This is a genomic window from Limnohabitans sp. DM1, from assembly GCF_001269385.1.
Classification (GTDB): domain Bacteria; phylum Pseudomonadota; class Gammaproteobacteria; order Burkholderiales; family Burkholderiaceae_C; genus Limnohabitans_A.
Genome location: NZ_CXOO01000015.1, coordinates 1 through 21,656, shown reverse-complemented (window position 1 = coordinate 21,656; position 21,656 = coordinate 1). Strand labels below are relative to the sequence as shown.

Genomic DNA, 21,656 nt, shown 5'->3' with positions numbered 1-21,656 from the left:
GAAGTCAGAGATAACCTAAGCGCCGAGTTGTTAAACGGCTCTGTCAAATCAATTTACGAAAGATTCACATCATGAACGATATGGAACAACTGAACGCTCTTGTAGCCAATGGGAAATTGTCGCGTCGGGAATTCGTCTCCCGTGCCAGCGCGCTGGGTGTTGGCTCTTCGCTCGGTGGTTTGTTGTTGGCCGGCGAGGCAGCTGCACAAACAAAGAAAACCCCTAAAAAAGGCGGAACCCTTCGTGTGGGCATGGAGGGTGGAAGTGCCAGCGATTCTCTCGATCCTCGCACTTATGCAGACTCCATCATGATTGCAGCGTCATTGACGTTGATGAATGGCTTTATTGAAATTGGTAATGATGGCAAAGCCAAAGGTGAATTGTTGGAGAGCTGGTCCACCAAGCCTGGTGCGACCGAGTGGGTGTTCAATGTGCGCAAAGGCATCAAGTTCACATCGGGCAAGACGCTCGATGCCGATGACATCCTGTATTCCTTGTCGTTGCACATGGGTGATACGAAATCGCCCGCCAAAGGTTTGCTCAAGCAAATCAAGGAAATGAAGAAGCTGTCACCGACGCAAGTGCAGTTCACGCTGGAGAGCGGTAATGCCGACTTCCCATCCGTCTTGTCGGATTACCATTTGGTGGTGACTTCCAATGGCTGGACAGATTGGACGAAACCAGACGGTACAGGTGCTTTCACGCTCGAGAAATTCGAGCCAGGTGTCCGCATCACGTTCAAGAACAAAGGCAGCTACTGGAAGCCAGGCCGTGGCAATTTCGATGCCGTGGAAATTTTGTACATCAATGACAAGGCGGCCCGTACAGCTGCACTCCAATCCGGAAAAATCGATGCAGCCAACCGCCTGGATGCCAGGACCGTGAATTTGCTGGCCAAAAATCCGAAGCTCAACATTGTTCGGACCAAAGGCTCTGGCAACCGCTACTGTTTCGTCTCTCATGTCACGGCGGCACCTTACAACAACAAGGACCTGAGAACCGCGTTGAAGTTCGGTATTGATCGCAAAAAGATCATTGACACGGTGTTCAATGGTTTTGCATCCGTGGGCAACGACCACACCTTGGATGCCAACAATCCTTTCTATAACAAGAAGATGGCCCAGCGTGCTTATGACCCGGACAAAGCCGCATTCCACTTCAAGCGTTCCGGTGTCGCGGCTTCGGATCTCGAATTGCTCACCTCTGAGGGGGCCTGGGGTTCCGCTGTCGATTGCGCATCGATCTACCAGGAGTCACTGAAAAAAGCAGGCATTCAGCTGAAAGTCAAAAAGGTAGCCGCCGATGGTTACTGGAGTGATGTGTGGCTCAAGCAGCCCTTCTGCGCCGCCTACTGGGGAAGTCGCCCAACGGCAGACGTGGCCTTGTCGACCACCTTCAAATCAGATGCTGAGTGGAATGACACCAAATGGAAAAACGCCGAGTTTGACAAACTGATTCTGGAAGCACGTGTTGAACTGAACGAAGCCAAGCGCAGTGAGATGTATGCCCGCGCGCAAGAGATCGTTGCAGACGACGGCGGCATGGTTTGTTTTGCCATCAGTGACTATTTGGATGGCTATGCCAAAAACGTCATGGGCAACGATCCTCACCCCCGTTACGACCTCGCGGATGACCGGATCGCAGAAACCGGATGGTTTGCCTGATTCTTGGCTTGATAAAAGGTAAGACATGTTGAGAATCGTATTCAGCCGACTGTTATTGGGTGTGTTGACTTTGTTGGCTGTGAGCATGCTTATCTTTGCCGCAACCGAAGTACTGCCTGGCGATGTCGCCAGTGCAGTACTGGGGCAAGGTGCCACCGCCGAAACACTGGCGGTATTCCGCAAGGAATTGGGCTTGGACCTGCCGGCGACAACGCGGTACATGAACTGGCTAACAGGAGCACTCAGTGGTGATCTGGGTGTGTCCATGACCAACCAAAGACCCATTTTGGAAGAAATTGCGCCACGTTTTCTGAACACCTTGTTCCTGGCGTGTTTTGCAGCATTGATTGCCATTCCTTTGGCCGTTGGCTTGGGGATTGTGTCTGCGATCAATGAAGGAAAGTCGGTCGACCGTGCGTCCAATGTCTTGTCATTGATGACCATCTCGGTGCCCGAGTTCTTCATTGCCTACCTGTTGATCATGGTGTTTTCCGTGCAACTCGATTGGCTGCCTTCACTGGCGACGGTGTTTCCGGACATGGCCTTGGGCGAGCGTCTGTATGTCACAGCCTTGCCGGCCATCACCTTGACACTGTTGGTGACTGCGCACATGTTGCGCATGACCCGGGCATCGGTTTTGTCCATCATGTCCCAACCCTACATAGAGATGGCCTTTCTCAAGGGTTTGACACGGTCACGCATCGTGATTCGCCATGCACTGCCCAATGCTGCGGCACCGATCATTGCCGTGGTCGCACTCAATTTGGCTTATTTGATTGTTGGTGTGGTGGTCATTGAAGTGGTTTTTGTGTACCCAGGCATTGGGCAACTGATGGTGGATGCAGTGTCTAAACGCGATCTGCCAGTTGTTCAGGCGTGTGGTCTTATTTTTGCTGGTGCATTTGTGGTGCTCAACACCTTGGCCGATGTGCTGGCGATCTTGGTCAATCCCCGGTTGCGCAAGCCACGATAAATCCATTCAAAGAACTAAAAAATGCGCTTATTTGGACAAACTCCGACCCCCTCTGCAAAGATGGGCCTTTCCATCATTTTCATTTTCCTGAGCTTGGCCATATTTGCCCCTTGGCTTGCACCCTATGGCGAATCTGAAACCTTGGCCGGTACGTGGGATCCACCCTCCGCACAACACTGGCTGGGCACAGACAACATCGGTCGGGATATTTTTTCACGTTTGATCTATGGAGCCAGAATGACGGTGGCCGTGGCGCTGGCAACGACACTTTTGTCTTTTGTGTTCGGCACTGTGACGGGTTTTCTGGCGGCTGTGGGTGGCAAGTGGATTGATCTGACTTTGTCAAGAATTGTGGATGTGATGCTGAGCATTCCACTCCTCATCTTTGCGCTGATCATCCTGTCTGTTTTCGGCTCGTCCATTCCCGTTTTGATCCTCACCATTGCCATCCTCGATGCCACGCGCGTTTTCAGATTGGCCAGAGCAGTGGCGATGAATATTTCGGTCACCGAGTTCGTGGAAGTGGCGCGATTGCGGGGTGAGGGCCTGTGGTGGATCATCCGGCGTGAGGTATTGCCCAACGCGGCCCCCCCCATGATTGCAGAATTCGGTTTGCGTTTTTGTTTTAACTTTTTGTTTGTCGCTGGCCTGAGTTTTCTGGGTTTGGGCATTCAGCCACCCCTGGCGGACTGGGGCGGCATGGTGCGGGACAACGCTCAAGCCATCTCTTTTGGTCTGATGGCACCCATGTGGCCAGCCTTGGCCATTGCCTTGATGACCATCGGTATCAACCTTGTCGTGGACTGGGTGCTTTCAATCAATTCGCGCCCATCTGGTGCGTCGGCGGAGTTGTGAACCATGAGCGATAACTATCTGGAAATCAAGGACTTGAGGATTGAAAGCATTGCCGGTCAAGTCCTTGTCGACGGCATTTCATTGACCCTTCGACGTGGTGAGGTGCTTGGCCTGATTGGAGAGAGCGGCGCTGGTAAATCCACGATTGGTTTGGCTTCCATGGTGTATGCCAGAGGGGGCTGCCACATCCACAGTGGACAGGTGCTGGTTGAAGGCCGCTCCATCAGAGATCTCGATGCCGATCAGCGCAGAGGGGTTCGGGGTGTCAAGATCGCCTACATCGCACAAAGCGCTGCTGCATCGTTCAACCCCGCCCACACATTGATGGATCAAGTGTGTGAAATGCCCCTGCAGCACAAGCTCATGAGCCGTCAGGAAGCGAGGCAATGGGCGATTGAGTTGTTCAAGGCGCTGGATTTGCCCGACCCGGAAAATTTTGGTGAACGATACCCACACCAGGTTTCAGGCGGTCAACTTCAAAGGGCCATGGCGGCCATGGCCATGTCTTGCCGTCCGGATGTCTTGGTTCTGGATGAGCCAACCACCGCGCTGGATGTGACCACACAAATTGAAGTGCTGGCCTTGCTCAAGAAACTCATTCGTGAGCACAACATGGCTGCCTTGTACATCACGCATGACTTGGCGGTGGTTGCGCAAATTGCGGATCGCATCATGGTGTTGAGACAGGGTCAACAAGTTGAATTGGGCTCGACCGAACAAATACTTCACCAACCCCAACAAGCCTACACCGCTGCCTTGGTGGCGGAGCGCAGTGCATCCGAGAAAATGTCCTCCAATACGCTGGACGATGCAGCCGAAGACGTGTTGACCGTGACACATGCAGTCGGGGCCTATGGAGATGCCGTGATTGTTCGTGATGTCTCCATTCGAATTCGACGCGGTCAAACCATGGCCGTTGTGGGTGAGTCCGGTTCGGGTAAAAGCTCTTTGGCAAGATTGGTTGCCGGCTTGTTGACCCGCAGAAGCGGAGACATCCAACTCAGTGGTGAGTCGCTGGCGCCCTCGTATGCCAAACGAACCAAAGAGCAGTTGCGTCGCTTGCAATTGATTTTTCAATTGCCCGACGTCGCCCTCAATCCTCGGCATACCGTGGGTGACACCATTGGCAGGCCGCTCGAATTTTATTTTGGCTTGAAGGGCGATGAAGTTCGGCGCAGGGTGCAAGAATTGTTGACACAAGTGGGCTTGCCCAAAGACTATGCCCATCGGTTGACCAGTGCGCTGTCAGGTGGTCAGAAGCAGCGCGTGTGCATTGCCAGGGCCTTGGCAGCCAAGCCCGATGTGATCATTTGTGATGAACCTACTTCGGCGCTGGACCCCTTGGTCGCAGATGAAATTTTGAAGCTTCTCAAAAAATTGCAAGACGACATGGGACTGGCTTATCTCTTCATCACGCACGACTTGGGGGTTGTTCGGCGCATTGCGCACAACACGGCTGTCATGCTCAAAGGTGAGTTGGTGGTGGAAGGTCCCACCCAAACGGTTTTTTCGCCACCCTTCCATCCTTACACCCAGTCATTGATTTCATCGGTGCCAGAAATGCGAACCGATTGGCTGGACAAGGTGTTGGCTAATCGGGTGACAAGCTGAGTTCATCCAGTTCCATCGCACGCGTATCGGACAAGGAGAGTTGTTTCATCAACCAGGTCCGAAATGTTGTGACCAGTTCTTTTTGCTGGCTATTTTGGGTGATCTCTGCAAACCAATAAGCTTGTGGTCCCATGAGTTCCCGGTCATCAAATCGTTTGAGAAGACCCGACTGAAGCTCCTGGATGATCATGGTCTGGTCAACCACCAAAATGCCTGCCCCGGCAATGGAGGCATTGATGGCTTGATCCAAAGTACTGAAATGCAGTCCCCCCTGTGTATCCACGCCACTCAAGCCGAAGTGGAGATCCCATTGCTCCCAAACCGGTAAGCGTTTGTCACCATCCAAGATGTGCAACAGGGTTGCTTTGACCAGCTTCGGCGGTTGGTTGCCGTGCCACAGTGATGGGCTGCAGGCCATGATGTGGTGTTCCTGCATCAGCCTCTGGCACGCGAGATCCGGCCAAGGCGCTTGGTCAAAGAACACCAGGCAATCGTGTTGGCGCGCGCTTTTGAGCGTTTGAATCCTGTCTGTGGTGATAGACAAATCGATGAACGGGTATTGGCTCCTGAAGTCTGACAATCGGGGCGCTAACCACCGCGTGGCAAATGTAGGCGGCGCATTGATGTTCAGCATTTGCCTTGCGGGCGTTTGGCGCGCTTTTTCCACGGCTTCTTCTATGTGTCCAAAAGCGTTCAGCAGTGCGTCTGACAGCGCTTGACCAGCAGGCGTCAAGCTGACCGATTGATGCGCCCTTTCAAACAGGCGTGTATCCAAATGTTGTTCGAGCATTTTCACCTGTCGACTGATGGCGCCTTGCGTGACATGCAACAGCTCGCCAGCTTTGGTGAAGCTGCCTGTTTGTGCTGCGGTTGCAAATGCCCTCAGCGCGTTGAGGGGGGGGAGTCTTTTCATGGGGGCTTCAAGATGAATGAACAAAACTGACAATCAATGCATGTTCAACGAATTCCTTGATTGGACAGCGTGCAACGTGTTTGAATGAAGCAGAGAAGTCACTGGAATTTGCTTGAATGATTATGCTTCTTCGCTGCTAAAACAATTGAACTTTGATCGTCTAGAAGTCGATGAATGTTGATGATGATTTTCTGCATTGCGAGACATCCAAGTCGGAGGAAATTGGGGGAAACCAACAATGCAAATACTCAAATTGAACGGATTGCATACCAGCAACTCGGAACATAAGATTTATTCAAAGCAGTGTGGGACTGCTTGGTTGCAGATCAATCCGGATCGGCAAAAGATGAAAGAAAGACTTATGAAAAAATCAACTGTTTTCCGCGCCTTGCCTTTGGTGGCTTTGTGTGCATCGAACCTGAGCTTTGCCGCTGAAACCAATGCCAACAGCTACAAGTTTTCTGGCACGCTGGATCTGGGCGTTTTTCGTGACTTCGATGGCAGCAACAACGTGGGCCCCATCTCCAGAAGCAACGTGGCTGTTTCAGGAGAACGCGATCTTGGCAATGGCAACAAAGCCAACTTCAAGCTGAGTGTCCGCCTGGATCCGTCCACTGGTGAACCCAATGATCCAGGCGATACCAAAAAACCTTTTTTCCATGGTGAAGCCACGGTGGGTCTGAAAAACGACAAGCTTGGCAGCATCAAGTTGGGTCGGGCCCTGGATGTGATGGGCAACAACAACTGGGCTTATGACCCCTTCTACTACTATGACTCCATTGCGTCTACCGCCTGGCATCTTTGGTCCTGGAACTACACCACGGACCGCACCAGCAATACCAGCAAGGCCACTGGCAAGCCTGCTGCGGAGTACGGTCGACTCAACAACGGCATTTTTTATGATTCGCCGGACCTCAACGGTTTCAAGCTCCATGTGAGTGGGTCTTTTGAAAAGAGTCCCAAAGTTGAAGGGTCAGGAACGGGGAGCAATTTGGGTGCTGCTGTGACCTACAACAAGGGTCCTATTTCCCTGATGTTGGGTAACAGCAAAAACACCAGTGGCGACAAGGACACATTTTTGGGTGGCAAGTACACCATTGGCAAGCTTGAGTTGATGGGTGCGATCGACCGTACTTCTTACAGCGGCACTTCTGTTTCGACCAACACGGCCAAAACGGGTGGCGTGAGTTACGGCATGGGTAAATACCGTTTCATGGCCAGTGTGGGCCAGGTCGATGACTCGCAATCCACAAAGATGCTGGGTGTAGGCGCCCAATACTTCATTGATAACCAAACCAATGTGTACGTGAGTGCTGGCCACAAATCATTCAAGACACTTGATGCGACCAAGGCCATTGGTGTTGGCATCAACTACAGTTTTTAATCGGTCAGTCGTTTCATCCAAGAGTTAGCTCTTGGATCATGGCGAATCCAATGTCCGTAGTTCGGGCCTTGTATTCGCCATGTTTTTTCAGGTCGCAAGTTCACCATAGTTTTCTTCAGGTGAGTTGTTTTCCAGATCATTCACAGCCACGACTATGCGGATTTGGGACCCAGGTACCCAATTCACCGCCTTTGCCCACGCAAACTCCCCCCTGAATTGTGTGGTGGTCGCTTTGCTCCGCCAGGGCTGTGAATTCAACAGTGGATACCTGACTCTTTTCACGCCAGCTTGGCCGGTCATGCAGACCTTGGGCGCGTGGCCAGTGTCCGGGCTGTGCGGTCTTTCATTTGTCACTTCGGTGAATCTACGTTCCAGGTGCTGCGCCTAATATGTGGCCATGAACACCACTCCCCACCCCGAAGGCCAGATCGACTGCACCGTGCACGGCGCGGTCCTTCAGATTTGCATCAACCGCCCCGCCAAGCGCAACGGCTTCACGCCCAAGATGTTCCGTGAACTGGGCGAGGCCTACACCCGCCTGGACGACGACCCCGCCCTGCGCGTGGGCGTGCTGTGTGCGGCGGGTGACCATTTCACGGCCGGGCTGGACTTGCCCACCATTGCGCCGCTCATGCAACGCGGTGAAAAGTCGGTGCCGCTGGGCTTGGTAGACCCTCTCAACCTGGGTATGGAGGGCTACCGCCGACGCGTCAAACCCATGGTGGTGGCAGTGCAAGGCATCACCTATACGCTGGGCATTGAACTCATGCTGGCCGCCGACATCGTGGTCGCGGCCGATGACTGCCGGTTTTCTCAGCTGGAGGTACAGCGCGGCATCATGGCCACGGGGGGCGCTACGCTGCGCATGGCCGAGCGGGCGGGCACGGGTAATGCGCTTTTGCATTTGCTCACGGCCGATGTTTTTGACAGCGCCGAAGCCCTGCGACTGAACTTTGTACAAAAGGTGGTACCTGCGTCTGAGGTGCTGACCGAAGCCATGCGCATTGCCGACATGATCGCCGCGCAAGCACCGCTGGCCGTGGTGGCCACGCGGCAAAACGTGCTCAAGTCCGTGGAGCATGGGCCGCTGGTAGCCATGCATGACTTCATCCCGGTGCAAAAAACGCTGTCCAACAGTGATGATGCTGCGGAAGGCGTACGCTCGTTTGTTGAAAAGCGCGCTGCCCGATTCACGGGTCAGTGATCCACAGGCGGCAGGGGCCGGCTGGGGGGGGCGATGTCGCGTCGCAACTCGGCGACTTCCTGGCGCAAGTGCCTGATCTCGCGCATCAGGTCTTTTTCGATTTGCCGGTCTTCGGCTTCGACTTCATTTTCCATGAAGATGGCCGACAAGGATGCCGTGACCAGCGACAGCACCGCCAGGCCCAAGAGCACCACCACGACAGAAAACAGGCGTGAGGCGTGCGTGGACGGCACCAGATCACCAAAGCCGACGGTGGCGGCGGTGGTGAAGGCCAGCCACAGACCGTCCGACAAGCTGTGAATTTGGGGATCAATCAACCAGAAACCCACGCCACCCAGACCCAAAATGGTCACAGCCAGCAACAGTGAGTAAACCAGGCCCTGATGGATCATCCGGCGAAGGCGGCGTTGGTGTGAAGACATGCGCCCATTTTCCACCATCCATGCACCGACCCATGTCGGGGCTGAAGCCGCCGATCTACCCCTAATCCCGTAGGTACCAACAGTTCCGCTACAGGCTTCGCCACAGACCCATGAAGGGCTCGGTCACAATCTGTTCATGACCGATACGAATGATGCACGCCACCCTTATTCCGAACTCACCCCTGACCGGGTGATGGACGCCCTGACCGATCTGGGCCTGTGGCCCGACGGGCGTTTGCTGGCGCTCAGCTCTTACGAAAACCGCGTGTACCGTGCGCACCTGGACGAACCCGTGCAGGGCAGCGCGGCCGTGGTCCTCAAGTTTTACCGACCCGGCCGCTGGAGCCGGGCACAGATTCAGGAAGAACACGACTTTGCCGCCGAACTGCTGGCGGCCGAAGTCCCTGTGGTGCCACCCCTGGTGCTCAACGGCCAGACCCTGCACCAAAGTGCGGGCTTCGATTTTTCGGTCAGCCCCTTGCGCGGAGGCCGCACGCCGGAGCTGGACGATTTTGAAGTGCTCGAATGGATCGGCCGTTTTCTGGCCCGTATCCACACCGTGGGCGCGGCCAAGCCCTTTGTGCACCGCCCCACGCTCGATGTGCAGACCTTTGCGCTGGAGCCCGCTGCTTGGCTGCAAACGCACCAAATGATTCCGCTGGAAGTCGAGCGCGAATGGCGCGAAGCCTTTGCCGCAGCGCTGGCTTTGGTGCAAGAAAAAATGGCGGAGGGTGCGTCGGAACGTCGCCTGCTACGCCTGCACGGCGACTGCCACCCGGGCAATATTTTGTGGACACCCACCGAGCTGCCCGGCGGCGGCCCGCACTTTGTGGACCTGGATGACGCCCGCATGGGTCCAGCCGTGCAAGACCTGTGGATGCTGCTGTCGGGCGACCGTGGTCAGCGCACTCAGCAGCTGTCGGCCTTGCTCGATGGCTATGAACAAGTGCGCGACTTTGACCGCGCCGAGCTGAAATTGATCGAGCCGCTGCGCACCTTGCGCCTGATCCATTACAGCGCCTGGCTGGCGCGACGCTGGCAAGACCCGATTTTTCCGGTCAACTTTCCCTGGTTTGGTACACCCGATTATTGGCGCGGCCAAGTGCTCATGCTGCAAGAGCAAGTCGAGCAGATGCAACAAGCCGCGCTGGTGGTGTGAGACATTGGCCGATCATGCACGCCATGTCGGGGTCTTCGACCGCCGACCTATTGATCCGGCCCTGTGAAGTTTGAGGGTGACTTCAATCTTGCACCTTGTGGGAGCTAGCCCTGCTGGCGATCAGACGCTTGTGGACCACAGGCTTTTCGCTTGCAGGGCAAGCTCCCCAAAAATCCTCCCAACGGGCAACACACGGCTCAGACTTCATCGGGACGAATCTATAAGCAAGATCGACCGATAGGTTTAGCGTCGGCCTGGCTTTACACCCAAACCCATGGCACAGCCGATCAGGGCGGGTTGTTCGGCGCGGATCACATAAGTCGGGATACGCACCATGTAGCTTTCAAAGCGGCCCTTGGCTTCAAAGGCGGCACGGAATCCTGATCGCGCAAAGTAGTCGCCCAAACGGCCAATGACGCCGCCGCCGATGTAGATGCCGCCCCTTGCGCCCAGCGTCAGGGCCAAGTTGGCGGCCGCGTTGCCCAGCAGGCGGCACATGCATTCGAGGGCTTCTTCGCAGGCCACATCCTGGGCCGCCAGGGCGCGTTCGGTCACTTGCGCTGCCACCAGGGGGGCGGCTTCTGTGCCGTTGAGCGCGCAAATGGCGCGGTACAAATTTTCCAACCCCATGCCCGAGATGGCTCGCTCGGCCGACACATGGGCGTAACTGCGCCACAGAATGCGCAGGATGTCGGCATCGCGTGCGCAGGTGGGCGCAAGGCTTACATGACCGCCTTCACCGGCAATCGGCACCCAGTCCCCCCGGCGCGAACGCACCAGAGAGGACACGCCCAGGCCCGTGCCAGGACCGATCAGGCCTTTGGGCGCATCGGGCACGGGCTCACCTGCGCCGATTTGTTCCAGGTCGGTGCCTTGCAGAGCCGGGGCGGCCATGGCCATGGCTTCCCAGTCGTTGAGCATGAGCAGGCTGTTCAGGCCCAATTGCTGGCGCGTGGCGTCAATCGAGAATTGCCAGTGGTTGTTGGTCATCTTCAGCACATCGCCGTCGATGGGATTGGCAATGGCGATGCAGGCTTGCTGCACACGGGGCTGCCCGACTTGCTGCAGATACGCCTGGGCCGCTGCGGCCAGGTCGGGAAATTGGCCGGTGGGCAAAGTGACTTCGTGCGTGATGGGCGAGCCGTCACCATGAATCAGGGCAAAGCGGGCGTTGGTGCCGCCGATGTCGCCCAGCAGGCTTGGGACGGTGGTGAGGGTGTGCAGAGCGTTCATGGTGATCAGGTGTTTCGGTGTCAAGCGTATCAGCGCAAGCGTGCGTATTCGGGCTATAAAGTTACCAACGTGTTCCGAGTTTCACGCTGGCAGGCGGTGCAGTGTGGGTTCTGCCAGCGGCAGTTCTATGCGCACGCACAGACCCTGGGGCTGCACGTTGATCAATTCCACATGCCCCGCGTGGCGCTGGACGATTTCTTTCACAATGGCCAAGCCCAGCCCGCAGCCGTCGCCCGCGTCGGTGCCACGCACAAAGCGCTCGAAGACGCGTTTGTGGTCGCCCTTTTCAATGCCCGGACCGTTGTCAATGACTTCGAGCCGGGCCATCTTCGGCGTAAGGGGTGCGGGCAGCACGCGCACCGTCACCTGGCTACCTCTGCCCGCATAGTGCAGGGCGTTGTCGATGAGATTGCTCAGCGCTTCACGCATCAACAATTCGTTGGCCTCAATCCAAACGGGGCTGTCGTTCGCGGCTGGAGTGCCAACGTCTGCGTCCTGCTCCAGCCCCAAGTCAATGTGCAAACGCAAGGCGCGGGGCACCCATTCGGCAGTGACGGCCTGCGCCATGCGTTGCAGGTCAAAACGCTGGCGGTCATGCGCCATGACCGATTCGGGCTCAGCGCGCGCCAAAGTCAGCAGCTGATTGACCAAGTGAGCACTGCGTGTGGCGCTCTCATGAACCCGCTGCAAACGTGCGCGCAGATCGGGGTCGGTGGCCGATTGCAGGGCAATTTCGGTCTGGCTTTTGAGGCCCGCTAGCGGCGTGCGCAGCTGGTGCGCCGCGTCGCCAATGAAGCGTTTTTGGGTGCTCACGTTGTTTTGTACAGCGGCCAGCAAGGTGTTCAGAGCGGTGGCCAGTGACCACAACTCGCGCGGTGCCGAGGCCAGCTGCAAGGGCGCGAGGTCGGTGGGGGCACGGCCTTCGACCTGTTGGCGAAGGCGCGCCAAAGGAGACAGGCCGGCACGGATGCCCAGCCACACGATCACCGTCATCAACAACACCAGGCTGGACATGGGCAGCAGCATGTCCACCAGGATGCGTTGCGCCAGCTCTTCGCGGTTGGCGCTGCTGCGCGCCACTTGCACCAGCATGGTTTGCGGCGCGCCGCTTTCTTCGCCAAAGCGCAGATACAGCGCCACCAGGCGCAGCGGCTGACCGGGGGGGGTGTTCAAGGACGCACGACCATTGACGGGCATGGCGCCGTCGTAAAAATAGGGCGTGTTCAGGGCGGGAGGGTGTTCGCTGTCATGCGCCGGAGGGGGCGGCAAAGCTTGGTTGCCCAAAATGAACTGCCCCGGAGGCGAGCTGACCATGTACAACTGACGATCGGCGGGATCGGCTTCGAGCACATCTTGCGCCGCACGCGGAAAATCGATCAGCAGGCCATTGCCAATGGGTTTGAGCTGTCTGGCCAGCGAGCGGCTGGCTTGCAGCAAGCTGGCGTCAATGGCCTGATTGGCATAGCCTGCCGCGAATTTGTAGGTGGCCACACCCCCGGCCATCCACAGCACCAATTGCGGCAGCAGCACCCACAGCAGCAATTGCCGGGCGAGCGAAACCCCGGCCTGAGCTGGCGTGTAAGAGGTGGGTGACGAGGGTGATGCCATGCGTGCCTTAATGCGCAAGGGATCATTGAGGCGAAGGATTGGCGACGCTGGACTGCCACATCACTTCGTTCCTCGCAGTGACGCAAGGCGTCATGGCGAGCGAAGCATGGCCATCCAGTGCGGGCGATCCACCGGCAGGCGTCATGGGGCTGTGGCTTCCATCAGATAGCCCAAGCCGCGAACGGTGCGGATGACCAAGCCGGCGTCTTCCAGCTTGCGCCGCAGGCGGTGGATGTAGACCTCGATCGTGTTGCCCCCACCGACCTCGCCACCCTCAGCACTCCAAGTCTGGATGATCTGTTCTTTGGTGACGACTTTGTCGCGTTGCTGCACCAGGAGCTCCAGCAAGATCCACTCACGGCCACTCAGATCCAGGGGCTCGCCGCCGACCAGCGCGCGGCGTGAGCTGGGGTCCAGGCTCAAGCGGCCAAACAGCGCTGATGCGCTGGCAGGCTGACTGCGCCGCAACAAGGCCTGCAAACGGGCCAGCAATTCAGGAAAGTCAAACGGCTTGGTCACGTAATCGTCGGCCCCGGCCTGCAAGCCCGCCACGCGGTCGTCCAGGGCGTCGCGGGCGGTCAGCAGCAGCACGGGCAAAGTGGGCAGGGTTTGCCGCACATGTTGCAGCACTGCCAAGCCATCCATCATGGGCATGCCGATGTCGAGCACCGCGATGTCAAAGTGTTGCTTTTGCAGCAAATAGTCGGCCACGGCCCCGTTGGGCGCGTGTTCCACCTCAAAACCCGCCCCGCCCAGTTGGGTTTGCAGGGCATCGGCCAGCATGGCATCGTCTTCAGCAAGCAGCAGTTTCATGGCGGCAAGCTTAATGGATTGTTGTGCCTCGGGCGAGTCCTGGGCAGGAGTCCTGACTAGGGTTTAACCTAGTGTTAATAAATTAACGAAACATTAACATTCGCCTGTCGAGGAAATTTTCAGGCATGTGGGCCACCTCACACATCAACCTTGGGCCACCGGGCCCCAACCAGGAGACTCTCTTGAAATCTAAGAAATTGTTCCAGTACAGCGTGTTGGCCATGGCGGCTGGCCTGACTTTGTCGGCACATGCCGGTGAAATTGAGGTTTTGCACTTTTGGACCAGTGGTGGCGAAGCCAAATCAGCCGCCGCGCTGAAAGCCACATTGCAAGGCAAAGGCCACACCTGGAAAGACTTCGCGGTGGCTGGCGGCGGCGGTGATAACGCCATGACGGTGCTCAAGTCGCGCGTGGTCTCGGGCAATGCCCCTGCTGCAGCGCAGATCAAAGGCCCTGCGCTGCAAGAGTGGGCGGCGGAAGGCGTGTTGGCCAACATCGACGATGTGGCCAAGGCCGAGAAGTGGGACAGCTTGCTGCCTCCCGTGGTCGCCAACGTCATGAAATATAAAGGCAACTACATTGCTGCCCCCGTGAACGTGCACCGCGTGAACTGGCTGTGGGCCAGCAATGCCGCGTTCAAAAAAGCCGGTGCCAAAGTGCCCACCAACTGGGACGAGTTCTTTGTCGCGGCCGAAGCCTTGAAGAAAGCCGGCATCATCCCTGTCGCGCACGGTGGTCAAAACTGGCAAGACTTCACCACCTTTGAAAGCGTGGCTTTGGGCGTGGGCGGTGCCGACTTCTACAAAAAAGCCTTGGTGCAACTGGACCAGGCTACCTTGACCGGCACCACCATGACCAAGGTGCTCGACACCTTCAAAAAGGTCAAGACCTACACCGACAAAAACGCCCCTGGCCGCGACTGGAACCTGGCCACCGCCATGGTCATCAAGGGCGAAGCGGGCATGCAGCTGATGGGTGACTGGGCCAAGGGCGAGTTTGTGGCCGCTGGCAAAAAGCCTGGTGCCGACTTCACTTGCGCCGCAGCCCCTGGCACCGCCAAGTCCTTCACTTTCAACGTGGACTCGTTTGCCATGTTCAAGCTGAAAAACGACGCCAACACCAAGGCCCAAAAAGACCTGGCCTCGGCCATCATGTCGAGCGACTTTCAGGAAGTTTTCAACCTGAACAAGGGCTCCATCCCGGTGCGCCTGAACATGAACCTGGCCAAGTTTGACGACTGCGCCAAGCTCAGCTCCAACGACTTCGTGTCCACAGCCAAGAGCGGTGGCCTGGTGCCCTCAGTGGCGCACGGCATGGCCATCGGCTCGGCCACTTCAGGCGCGATCCAGGACGCGGTCAGCCAGTTCTGGAACGACGACAAGATGAGCAGCAAAGACGCGCAAACCAAAATCGCTTTGGCCGCCAAGGTCAAGTGATTTTTTGAGCAGGCCCGCCGCTGATCGCGGCGGTCTGTTGTCTGTTGAGCCACGGGGTTGCGGGTCAAAAGCTCGCAGCCCACGTCGGCCTGTCCTTGGATCGCCTATGTCTAAATCAACCCTCCAGCAAGCCTCGTGGCTGCCCAAGCTCGTCATTGCACCCAGCTTTGTGGTGTCGCTGTTGTTCATCTACGGCTTGATGGCCTGGAACGGCTACTTGTCTGTGTCGGCCTCTCGCTTGCTGCCCAATTACGAATTTGTGGGCCTGCAGCACTATGCCGCCCTGATGGAAAGCGACCGCTTTCAGGTGGCCATGAGCAACATGGCCGTGTTTGGGATTTTGTTCATTGGCGGCGCTATGGCCTTGGGTGTGTTGCTGGCCATTTTGCTCGACCAAAAAGTACGCGGCGAAGGCGTCTTGCGCACCATTTATTTGTACCCCATGGCGATCTCTTTTATTGTCACCGGTACCGCCTGGAAATGGATTTTGAATCCCGGCCTCGGTCTGGAGCACCTGATGCACAGCTGGGGATTCACCAGCTTCAGCTTTGATTGGCTGGTGCAGCAAGACATGGCCATTTATTGCGTGGTGATTGCGGGTGTATGGCAAAGCGCGGGTTTTGTGATGGCGCTGTTTTTGGCGGCGCTGCGCGGCATTGACGACTCGATCATCAAGGCCGCGCAAGTCGACGGTGCCAGCTTGCCCACGATTTATTGGCGCATCATTTTGCCCAGCTTGGGTCCGGTGTTTTTCAGCACCTTGCTGGTGGTCTCGCACTTGGCCATCAAGAGTTTTGACCTGGTGATGGCGCTCACTGCGGGTGGCCCCGGCTATGCGACCGATTTGCCCGCCACCTTCATGTATGCCACCGCCTTCACACGCGGGCAAATTGGTGTGGGCGCGGCCAGCGCCACAGTGATGCTGGCCACTGTGGCGGCGATTGTGGTGCCCTATTTGTATTCTGAATTGCGGAGCAAACGATGAGCCGCCTGAATTTTCATCGCCTGATTTTGTGGTCCATGCTGCTGCTGTTTGCGGCCTGGTTTCTGGTGCCGCTCTATGTGATGCTGACCACCTCGCTCAAAGATGCTGAGCAGCTGCGCACTGGCAACCTGCTGAGCTTGCCCACTGCGCCCACATTGGACGCGTGGTTCAAAGCCTGGGGCAGCGCCTGTACTGGCGTGCAGTGCGAGGGCTTGAAGCCCTTTTTCTGGAATTCGGTGTTGTTGGTGGTGCCTGCGGTGCTGCTGTCCACCTTGATTGGCTCGCTCAACGGCTATGTCCTCAGCAAATGGAAGTTTCGCGGCAGCGAGACCCTGTTCGCCTTCATGCTGTTTGGCGTGTTCATGCCCATGCAGGTGGTGCTGCTGCCCATGAGCCAAGTGCTGGGTTGGCTGGGCTTGGCCAGCTCGGTGTGGGGTTTGATGTTGGTTCACGTCGTAGCGGGCATCCCGTCCACCACGCTGTTTTTTCGCAACTACTACATCGGCCTGCCGGACGAGTTGATCAAAGCCGCGCAGCTCGATGGCGCGGGCTTTTGGTTGATTTTCCGCCGCATCGTGCTGCCGCTGTCGCTGCCCATTTTGGTGGTCACGTTGATTTGGCAATTCACCAACATCTGGAACGACTTTTTGTACGGCGTGGTGTTCTCGGGTGCCGACAGCAAGCCGATCACCGTGGGCCTGAACAATCTGGCCAACACATCGAGCGCCGTCAAGGAATACAACGTGGACATGGCGGCTGCGTTGATCGCGGCATTGCCCACCCTGTTGGTGTACGTGGTGGCGGGAAAATATTTTGTGCGCGGCCTGACGGCTGGCGCCGTCAAGGGGTAAATCATGGGCGCACTGGCCATTCGCAACATCCACAAGACCTACAACGAAACGGTCCACATCCTCAAAGGCATCGATCTGGAAATCGAAGCCGGTGAATTTTTGATCCTGGTTGGGCCTTCCGGCTGCGGCAAATCGACGCTGCTGTCGATGATCGCGGGCCTGGACCACCCCACCAGCGGCAGCATCCACATCGGCGAGCGCGAGGTGACCCACCTGCCCAGCAAGGACCGCGACATCGCCATGGTGTTCCAGAGCTACGCGCTCTACCCCAACATGACGGTGGCGCAAAACATCGCCTTTGGCCTGGAGATTCGCAAGGTGCCCAAGGCCGAGCGCAAAGCCGCGGTGGACCGTGTGTCGGCCATGCTGCAAATTGGCCACCTGCTGGACCGCAAGCCCGGGCAACTCTCGGGCGGTCAACGCCAGCGCGTGGCCATGGGCCGGGCTTTGGCGCGTGACCCCAAGCTGTTTTTGTTTGACGAACCTCTATCCAACCTGGACGCCAAACTGCGCGTGGAAATGCGCGCCGAAATCAAACTGCTGCACCAGCGCACGAAAACCACCACGGTGTATGTGACGCACGACCAGGTCGAAGCCATGACGCTGGGCGACCGAATTGCGGTGATGAAAGACGGTCTGGTGCAACAGTTCGGCACACCGGGCGAGATTTACAACCGCCCGGCCAACCGCTTTGTGGCCGAGTTCATCGGCTCACCCGCCATGAACATGGTGGATGTTCAAGGTGTCATGACAGGCACCGGGCAAGCGCTCACGGCCCACGGCGTGGAACTGGCGATCACCGACACGCAACGCGCTGCGGTGCAAGCGCACGGCAGTGCCGAACTGGTGTACGGCCTGCGACCCGAGAGCATCAGCTTTGCGAGCACAGGTTTGCCCGGCACGCTCAGCATGATCGAGCCCACCGGTCCCGAAACCTACGCCACGGTGGACACGCCAGCAGGCAAGCTCACAGCCCGCGTGCCGGGTGTCTTGCAAGCCCATGTGGGTGAAGTTGTGCACCTGCAATGGCAGGCTGATCAATCGCATTTGTTTGACCGGGGGACTGGGGTCCGAGTCGGCTGACTTGGATCGGACACCTGTTTTGGGGCTGACCTGTTGGGGGCGCCGAAGGCAGGTGTGTGTGACGATCTTTCATGATGTTCTCCCTCAAGGCCCGACGTCGTCATTCCCGATCTTGTCATTTGGCCGTTGCAAGCGTGTGACGTGCTTCACGTCTGCCGGGCGTGTGCGCCGTATCATCCACCACGCATCGCTTTTGTTGGCCGTTTGAACACGCCTCACCGATCACCCCATGCCACGTTTTGTCACCATCACGCCCAACCCCGCATTGGATGTGTCCACCTCGGTGGACAAACTGGTGGACGCGCACAAGCTGCGTTGTGATGCGCCGCAGGTGCATCCGGGCGGTGGCGGTATCAATGTGGCGCGGGTGCTGCACCGGCTGGGTGCGCAGGTGCAGGCGCTCTATCCCGCAGGGGGGGCCACGGGTGAGCGTTTGCATGGTTTGCTCAATGCCGAAGGCGTGCCCGATCAGCGCTGGACGATCGCGGGTGAGACCCGCGAGAGCTGGAACGTGCATGAGCGTGAAAGCGGCCGTGAATACCGCTTTGTACTGCCAGGCCCAACGCTCGGCGGAGCCGAATGGGCCGACGGACTGGCATGTCTGCGGCGCCTGTCCGCAAGCGCTGCTTGGGTGGTGGCCAGTGGCAGCTTGCCATTGGGGGTGCCGGCCGATGGCCATGCGCAGATTGCGCGTGTGGCCAAAGACGTGGGCGCACGCATGGTGGTGGACAGTTCCGGGGCGGCGTTGGCCTCAGCTTTGGCGCAAGGGGTGTGGCTGGTCAAGCCCAGCTTGCGTGAGTTGGCGCAACTGTCGCAAGAAGATTTGACGACGCCTGACCAGCAGCGGCAGGCTGCGCGTCGGCTCATCGAATGCGGGCAGGCCCAAATCGTAGCCTTGTCCTTGGGCAGCCAGGGCGCGATGCTGGTCACGGCAGACCAATGTCTGCATGCTGCCGCACTGTCGGTGCCGCTGCGCAGCAGTGTGGGCGCTGGCGACAGTTTTCTGGCCGCGCTGGTATGGGCGCTCGATCAGCAGGGTGACTTGCGTCAGGCACTGACCACGGCGATGGCTGCAGGTGCCGCCACGGTGATGTCGTCCGGCACTGCACTGTGCCAGCCACAAGACATGGCCCGCCTGCGCGAGCAAGTCCACATCGAGACCTGCTGAACGGTTGCCGCTGCACCCACGATGAACGCGTTCAGCGGGTCAGGGCGTTCTGCCGCACCCGCCAGAACAACCAGCTGGCGATGCACAGGTTGAGCAAGTTCCACGCAATGCCATTCAAAAACGCCGCGTGGTAACTGCCCGTCAGGTCAAACACCCAGCCCGACATCCAGCCCCCCAAAGCCATGCCCAACAAAGTGGCCATGATGACAGCGCCCACCCGGGCACCGGCTTCTTTGGGGTCAAAGTGTTCGCGGATGATGATCGCGTAGGCCGGCACGATACCGCCCTGAAACAGCCCGAACATGGCTGAGACGATGTACAGCGGCACCATGCCATCAAAGGGCAAAAACATCAGCAGCGCCACGCCCTGCAACATGGAGCCCAGCAACAAAGTGCGGATGCCGCCAATGCGGTCACTGATCACGCCAAACACCAGGCGGCTGACGATGCCGCTGGCCAGCATGAGCGACAGCATTTCTGCACCGCGTGCCGCGCCAAATCCCAGGTCGGTGCAATAGGCCACGATGTGCACCTGCGGCATGGACATGGCCACGCAACACGCCACACCCGCCATGCACAGCAAGCCTTGTGCATGCGCAGGCTTGAGGCCAAAGGGGCGGCTGCGGTCCAGCACCGGCGCAGCGGCGTTGGCTGGCGCCAGCGTCACCAGCGGCGGGCGTTGGCGCATGCGCAGGGCCAGCAAAAACATGCCCACCCCGCAAAAGATGCCCAGCAGGATGTAGGTCTGGCGCCAGCCGATGGTCTCCACGCCATGCTGCACCAGCGGCGGCCAGATCGTGCCCGCGATGTAATTGCCACTGGCGCAAATGGCCACCGCAATGCCCCGGCGGCGGTTCCACCACAAGGCCGTGTCGGCCATCAAAGGCGCAAAGGTGGACGAACTGCCCACAAAACCCATCAGCGCATGCGCCAGGCCAAAAGCCCAGATGCTGCCCGACATGCCCGCCCACACAAAACCGCCGCACACCGCCAGCGCACCCACCCACAGCACCGGCATCAGCCCATGCCGGTCGGCCATGCGCCCGGTGAGCAAACCGCCCAGACCCAGACTGATCATCATCAGCGTGTAAGGCAGCGACGCATCGGCCCGGCCCACACCAAACTCGGCCTGCACCTGCGGCAGCACGACCGAGACGATGTACATGCTGCTGTTGCCCAGCACCACCAGCCCCAGCGTGACGAGCAAGCGCCAGGCGGCTTGGCGGGAATCGATGAGGGCGGGGTCGGCGGGGAGGGTGTTCATTCTGGCAATTTAGCCGATGGGCGGGGGTGGGCTTGTCTTTTGGGTTACTGGCTGGTGGGGTTTGCTTTTGACGGATACGGACATTGAGTCGATTTTTTTTAGCGAGTGAGTCTGTAATTTCTTTAAATTGAAAGTAATATTTAAGAAGTAATTTAAGAGGAAGGCAGGGAGATGCCATGGTTATGCGAAAGATCGTTGTTGTGGGTGATAGAACCACTACAAACGGCATGATCTTGCCAAATGCTAATTCAACTTTTTCAATTGGAGGGCACAAGGCAGCGCTTATTGGAGGGCCTGTCTATTGCCCTGCGTGCAAGAGCGTTGGGTCCATAGCTAAAGCAGGTGGGCCAAGGCGTGTGAACTTCATGGGGGAGGTTGCTCAAGAGGCTGATCTTGTCATCTGCGGTTGCTCAGAACGCCCAAAGCTGATTGCAAACGTAGGGCAAACCACGACCAATGATGATCTGGTGGAGTCTCATGGGGTTCTACCGTATCCAGATGTCTTGTTTGATTTTGACCAACAATTTCACTTGATAGATGAAGTGACGGGAAATCCAATTGTGGGTCAAAGAGGCTCTGATGAATTTCAAGTGGGTTGCCCAGCATGAGGATTGATAGCGTGGAAGTCGAGTCTCCCGGCGATCAAGAAGATGACAGTCTTGATCGTTGTGATTCGCGTAAACCCACGCGCACGACGCTTGGATGCCTGGAACAAACCGTTGATGGCTTCGAGGAATCCGTTGGTCTGGCGTGTCTGCGCCCAGGCCACGATGCCTTCCATATGAGCGCGGATCATCTTGGCAACGTCCTTCATCGGTTCGACCTTGGAGCGCATCACGCATGTGCACCAGTGATCCAGCATGGTTCGCACAACGTTGATCTGCTTTCGATCAAGGATCTCACGCAACTGCTCTTTGTAGGACCACGCCCTGGCCGTGCGTTTGACGGTCATCTTGGCCATCAACGCATCCAGTTCAGCTGCCGCCTCCGGTTTGAGCTTGGCTGTGTCTTTGAGCAAAGTCCAGCGCAT

At 57.7% G+C, this 21,656-nt stretch carries 20 protein-coding genes; 13 read left to right on the top strand and 7 right to left on the bottom strand.

The window, feature by feature from the left end:
* Positions 1 to 71 precede the first annotated feature (71 nt).
* Genes AMM33_RS06265 through AMM33_RS06250 form a run of 4 tightly spaced genes read left to right on the top strand, consistent with a single transcriptional unit; the run spans position 72 to position 5,103 of the window.
* Positions 72 to 1,664: an ABC transporter substrate-binding protein gene (locus AMM33_RS06265; protein WP_090139620.1), complete on the top strand. Its 1,593-nt coding sequence runs from the start codon at positions 72 to 74 to the stop codon at positions 1,662 to 1,664.
* A gap of 25 nt (positions 1,665 to 1,689) precedes the next feature.
* A complete protein-coding gene (locus AMM33_RS06260) occupies positions 1,690 to 2,637 on the top strand; it encodes an ABC transporter permease (RefSeq protein ID WP_090139618.1) in 948 nt (315 codons plus the stop codon).
* A gap of 60 nt (positions 2,638 to 2,697) precedes the next feature.
* Entirely contained in the window at positions 2,698 to 3,492 is a 795-nt protein-coding gene (locus tag AMM33_RS06255; RefSeq protein WP_228767981.1) for an ABC transporter permease, read from the top strand.
* A gap of 3 nt (positions 3,493 to 3,495) precedes the next feature.
* A complete protein-coding gene (locus AMM33_RS06250) occupies positions 3,496 to 5,103 on the top strand; it encodes an ABC transporter ATP-binding protein (RefSeq protein WP_090139615.1) in 1,608 nt (535 codons plus the stop codon).
* On the opposite strand, the gene AMM33_RS06245 is transcribed toward AMM33_RS06250, so the two are convergent.
* Positions 5,084 to 6,016, bottom strand: a complete 933-nt coding sequence (locus tag AMM33_RS06245) for a LysR substrate-binding domain-containing protein (RefSeq protein ID WP_090139613.1) — start codon at positions 6,014 to 6,016, stop codon at positions 5,084 to 5,086. The two genes, AMM33_RS06250 and AMM33_RS06245, sit on opposite strands and share 20 nt — an antisense overlap.
* A gap of 361 nt (positions 6,017 to 6,377) precedes the next feature.
* On the opposite strand from AMM33_RS06245, the gene AMM33_RS06240 reads away from it, so the two are divergent.
* Together AMM33_RS06240 and AMM33_RS06235 are read left to right on the top strand one after the other, a co-directional pair.
* Complete coding sequence (locus tag AMM33_RS06240) at positions 6,378 to 7,400, top strand: porin (protein ID WP_194945271.1); 1,023 nt, start codon at positions 6,378 to 6,380, stop codon at positions 7,398 to 7,400.
* Positions 7,401 to 7,797: 397 nt separating this feature from the next.
* The gene (locus tag AMM33_RS06235; protein ID WP_090139610.1) at positions 7,798 to 8,604 is read left to right on the top strand and encodes a crotonase/enoyl-CoA hydratase family protein; all 807 of its coding nucleotides are present in this window, start codon (positions 7,798 to 7,800) and stop codon (positions 8,602 to 8,604) included.
* Here the strand turns inward: AMM33_RS06235 and AMM33_RS06230 are convergent.
* A complete protein-coding gene (locus tag AMM33_RS06230; protein ID WP_090139883.1) occupies positions 8,598 to 9,026 on the bottom strand; it encodes a potassium channel family protein in 429 nt (142 codons plus the stop codon). The genes AMM33_RS06235 and AMM33_RS06230 overlap by 7 nt on opposite strands.
* 136 nt (positions 9,027 to 9,162) lie before the next feature.
* Between AMM33_RS06230 and AMM33_RS06225 the strand changes: the two genes are divergently transcribed.
* On the top strand, positions 9,163 to 10,185 hold the full coding sequence (locus AMM33_RS06225; protein WP_090139608.1) for a serine/threonine protein kinase: 1,023 nt from the start codon (positions 9,163 to 9,165) through the stop codon (positions 10,183 to 10,185).
* Between the two features lie 243 nt (positions 10,186 to 10,428).
* Here AMM33_RS06225 and AMM33_RS06220 read toward each other — a convergent pair whose 3' ends face one another.
* The 3 genes from AMM33_RS06220 to AMM33_RS06210 form a co-directional block, all read right to left on the bottom strand.
* Positions 10,429 to 11,418: a glucokinase gene (locus AMM33_RS06220; RefSeq protein WP_090139606.1), complete on the bottom strand. Its 990-nt coding sequence runs from the start codon at positions 11,416 to 11,418 to the stop codon at positions 10,429 to 10,431.
* A gap of 81 nt (positions 11,419 to 11,499) precedes the next feature.
* Positions 11,500 to 13,026 carry a sensor histidine kinase gene (locus AMM33_RS06215; RefSeq protein ID WP_090139604.1) on the bottom strand — a complete coding sequence of 509 codons (1,527 nt, stop codon included), beginning with the start codon at positions 13,024 to 13,026 and terminating at the stop codon, positions 11,500 to 11,502.
* Between the two features lie 141 nt (positions 13,027 to 13,167).
* Entirely contained in the window at positions 13,168 to 13,839 is a 672-nt protein-coding gene (locus AMM33_RS06210) for a response regulator transcription factor (protein WP_090139603.1), read from the bottom strand.
* Between the two features lie 221 nt (positions 13,840 to 14,060).
* On the opposite strand from AMM33_RS06210, the gene AMM33_RS06205 reads away from it, so the two are divergent.
* The 5 genes from AMM33_RS06205 to AMM33_RS06185 all read left to right on the top strand — a co-directional run bounded on the left by AMM33_RS06205 (position 14,061) and on the right by AMM33_RS06185 (position 19,362).
* Positions 14,061 to 15,275, top strand: a complete 1,215-nt coding sequence (locus tag AMM33_RS06205; RefSeq protein ID WP_090139881.1) for an ABC transporter substrate-binding protein — start codon at positions 14,061 to 14,063, stop codon at positions 15,273 to 15,275.
* Between the two features lie 106 nt (positions 15,276 to 15,381).
* Positions 15,382 to 16,260, top strand: a complete 879-nt coding sequence (locus AMM33_RS06200) for a carbohydrate ABC transporter permease (RefSeq protein WP_090139600.1) — start codon at positions 15,382 to 15,384, stop codon at positions 16,258 to 16,260.
* Positions 16,257 to 17,111: a carbohydrate ABC transporter permease gene (locus AMM33_RS06195; protein WP_090139598.1), complete on the top strand. Its 855-nt coding sequence runs from the start codon at positions 16,257 to 16,259 to the stop codon at positions 17,109 to 17,111. The genes AMM33_RS06200 and AMM33_RS06195 overlap by 4 nt, the downstream gene beginning before the upstream one ends.
* A gap of 3 nt (positions 17,112 to 17,114) precedes the next feature.
* Positions 17,115 to 18,194, top strand: coding sequence for an ABC transporter ATP-binding protein (locus AMM33_RS06190; RefSeq protein ID WP_090139596.1), 1,080 nt, complete (start codon positions 17,115 to 17,117; stop codon positions 18,192 to 18,194).
* 229 nt (positions 18,195 to 18,423) lie between these two features.
* On the top strand, positions 18,424 to 19,362 hold the full coding sequence (locus AMM33_RS06185; RefSeq protein ID WP_090139593.1) for a 1-phosphofructokinase family hexose kinase: 939 nt from the start codon (positions 18,424 to 18,426) through the stop codon (positions 19,360 to 19,362).
* Between the two features lie 31 nt (positions 19,363 to 19,393).
* Here the strand turns inward: AMM33_RS06185 and AMM33_RS06180 are convergent, their stop codons facing one another.
* A complete protein-coding gene (locus AMM33_RS06180) occupies positions 19,394 to 20,626 on the bottom strand; it encodes an MFS transporter (RefSeq protein WP_090139591.1) in 1,233 nt (410 codons plus the stop codon).
* A 182-nt stretch (positions 20,627 to 20,808) separates the two neighbouring features.
* Between AMM33_RS06180 and AMM33_RS06175 the strand changes: the two genes are divergently transcribed.
* Entirely contained in the window at positions 20,809 to 21,234 is a 426-nt protein-coding gene (locus AMM33_RS06175; RefSeq protein ID WP_228767980.1) for a PAAR domain-containing protein, read from the top strand.
* Here AMM33_RS06175 and AMM33_RS06170 read toward each other — a convergent pair.
* On the bottom strand, positions 21,213 to 21,656 hold a 444-nt coding region (locus AMM33_RS06170), incomplete at its 5' end, for a transposase (RefSeq protein ID WP_194945270.1). The genes AMM33_RS06175 and AMM33_RS06170 overlap by 22 nt on opposite strands.

What these genes read in the sequence shown, in the direction of transcription:
- AMM33_RS06265 (WP_090139620.1), top strand. Translation starts at nt 72, where the DNA reads ATGAACGATATGGAACAACTGAACGCTCTTGTAGCCAATGGGAAATTG.
- AMM33_RS06260 (WP_090139618.1), top strand. Translation starts at nt 1,690, where the DNA reads ATGTTGAGAATCGTATTCAGCCGACTGTTATTGGGTGTGTTGACTTTG.
- AMM33_RS06255 (WP_228767981.1), top strand. Translation starts at nt 2,698, where the DNA reads ATGGGCCTTTCCATCATTTTCATTTTCCTGAGCTTGGCCATATTTGCC.
- AMM33_RS06250 (WP_090139615.1), top strand. Translation starts at nt 3,496, where the DNA reads ATGAGCGATAACTATCTGGAAATCAAGGACTTGAGGATTGAAAGCATT.
- AMM33_RS06245 (WP_090139613.1), bottom strand. Translation starts at nt 6,016, where the DNA reads ATGAAAAGACTCCCCCCCCTCAACGCGCTGAGGGCATTTGCAACCGCA.
- AMM33_RS06240 (WP_194945271.1), top strand. Translation starts at nt 6,378, where the DNA reads ATGAAAAAATCAACTGTTTTCCGCGCCTTGCCTTTGGTGGCTTTGTGT.
- AMM33_RS06235 (WP_090139610.1), top strand. Translation starts at nt 7,798, where the DNA reads ATGAACACCACTCCCCACCCCGAAGGCCAGATCGACTGCACCGTGCAC.
- AMM33_RS06230 (WP_090139883.1), bottom strand. Translation starts at nt 9,026, where the DNA reads ATGTCTTCACACCAACGCCGCCTTCGCCGGATGATCCATCAGGGCCTG.
- AMM33_RS06225 (WP_090139608.1), top strand. Translation starts at nt 9,163, where the DNA reads ATGACCGATACGAATGATGCACGCCACCCTTATTCCGAACTCACCCCT.
- AMM33_RS06220 (WP_090139606.1), bottom strand. Translation starts at nt 11,418, where the DNA reads ATGAACGCTCTGCACACCCTCACCACCGTCCCAAGCCTGCTGGGCGAC.
- AMM33_RS06215 (WP_090139604.1), bottom strand. Translation starts at nt 13,026, where the DNA reads ATGGCATCACCCTCGTCACCCACCTCTTACACGCCAGCTCAGGCCGGG.
- AMM33_RS06210 (WP_090139603.1), bottom strand. Translation starts at nt 13,839, where the DNA reads ATGAAACTGCTGCTTGCTGAAGACGATGCCATGCTGGCCGATGCCCTG.
- AMM33_RS06205 (WP_090139881.1), top strand. Translation starts at nt 14,061, where the DNA reads ATGGCGGCTGGCCTGACTTTGTCGGCACATGCCGGTGAAATTGAGGTT.
- AMM33_RS06200 (WP_090139600.1), top strand. Translation starts at nt 15,382, where the DNA reads ATGTCTAAATCAACCCTCCAGCAAGCCTCGTGGCTGCCCAAGCTCGTC.
- AMM33_RS06195 (WP_090139598.1), top strand. Translation starts at nt 16,257, where the DNA reads ATGAGCCGCCTGAATTTTCATCGCCTGATTTTGTGGTCCATGCTGCTG.
- AMM33_RS06190 (WP_090139596.1), top strand. Translation starts at nt 17,115, where the DNA reads ATGGGCGCACTGGCCATTCGCAACATCCACAAGACCTACAACGAAACG.
- AMM33_RS06185 (WP_090139593.1), top strand. Translation starts at nt 18,424, where the DNA reads ATGCCACGTTTTGTCACCATCACGCCCAACCCCGCATTGGATGTGTCC.
- AMM33_RS06180 (WP_090139591.1), bottom strand. Translation starts at nt 20,626, where the DNA reads ATGAACACCCTCCCCGCCGACCCCGCCCTCATCGATTCCCGCCAAGCC.
- AMM33_RS06175 (WP_228767980.1), top strand. Translation starts at nt 20,809, where the DNA reads ATGCGAAAGATCGTTGTTGTGGGTGATAGAACCACTACAAACGGCATG.